General features: G+C 51.2%; 1 rRNA gene. It reads left to right on the top strand.

Annotated features, from left to right (window positions below):
* Positions 1-1,220 (top strand): 23S ribosomal RNA (locus AC6CHU_RS25880); the annotation flags it as partial.

The raw sequence follows: 1,220 nt of genomic DNA, 5'->3' as shown, positions 1-1,220 counted from the left end.
GGTTAAGTTAGAAAGGGCGCACGGTGAATGCCTTGGCACTAGGAGCCGATGAAGGACGGTACTAACACCGATATGCTTCGGGGAGCTGTAAGTAAGCTTTGATCCGGAGATTTCCGAATGGGGAAACCCCCTATCCGTAATGGGATAGGATCTTTACCTGAATACATAGGGTATAGAAGGCAGACCCGGGGAACTGAAACATCTAAGTACCCGGAGGAAGAGAAAGCAAACGCGATTCCCTGAGTAGCGGCGAGCGAAACGGGATTAGCCCAAACCAGGAGGCTTGCCTCCTGGGGTTGTAGGACACTCTATACGGAGTTACAAAGGAACGAGGTAAATGAACAGGTCTGGAAAGGCCGGCCAGAGAAGGTAAAAGCCCTGTAGTTGAAACTTCGTTCCCTCCAGAGTGGATCCTGAGTACGGCGGGACACGAGAAATCCCGTCGGAAGCAGGGAGGACCATCTCCCAAGGCTAAATACTCCCTAGTGACCGATAGTGAACCAGTACCGTGAGGGAAAGGTGAAAAGCACCCCGGAAGGGGAGTGAAAGAGATCCTGAAACCGTGTGCCTACAAGTAGTTAGAGCCCGTTAATGGGTGATAGCGTGCCTTTTGTAGAATGAACCGGCGAGTTACGATTACATGCGAGGTTAAGTTGAGAAGACGGAGCCGCAGCGAAAGCGAGTCTGAATAGGGCGAATGAGTATGTGGTCGTAGACCCGAAACCAGGTGATCTACCCATGTCCAGGGTGAAGTCCAGGTAACACTGGATGGAGGCCCGAACCCACGCACGTTGAAAAGTGCGGGGATGAGGTGTGGGTAGCGGAGAAATTCCAATCGAACTTGGAGATAGCTGGTTCTCTCCGAAATAGCTTTAGGGCTAGCCTCATGTAGTAAGAGTCTTGGAGGTAGAGCACTGTTTGGACTAGGGGCCCCCATCGGGTTACCGAATTCAGACAAACTCCGAATGCCAAAGACTTATCCATGGGAGTCAGACTGCGAGTGATAAGATCCGTAGTCAAGAGGGAAACAGCCCAGACCACCAGCTAAGGTCCCAAAGTATACGTTAAGTGGAAAAGGATGTGGAGTTGCTTAGACAACCAGGATGTTGGCTTAGAAGCAGCCACCATTTAAAGAGTGCGTAATAGCTCACTGGTCGAGTGACTCCGCGCCGAAAATGTACCGGGGCTAAACGTATCACCGAAGCTGTGGATTGACATCT

It is taken from the genome of Cytobacillus sp. GQ23 (genome assembly GCF_059758675.1).
Note: the sequence above shows the minus strand (reverse complement) of the source record. Positions and strands in the feature narration are given on the sequence as shown.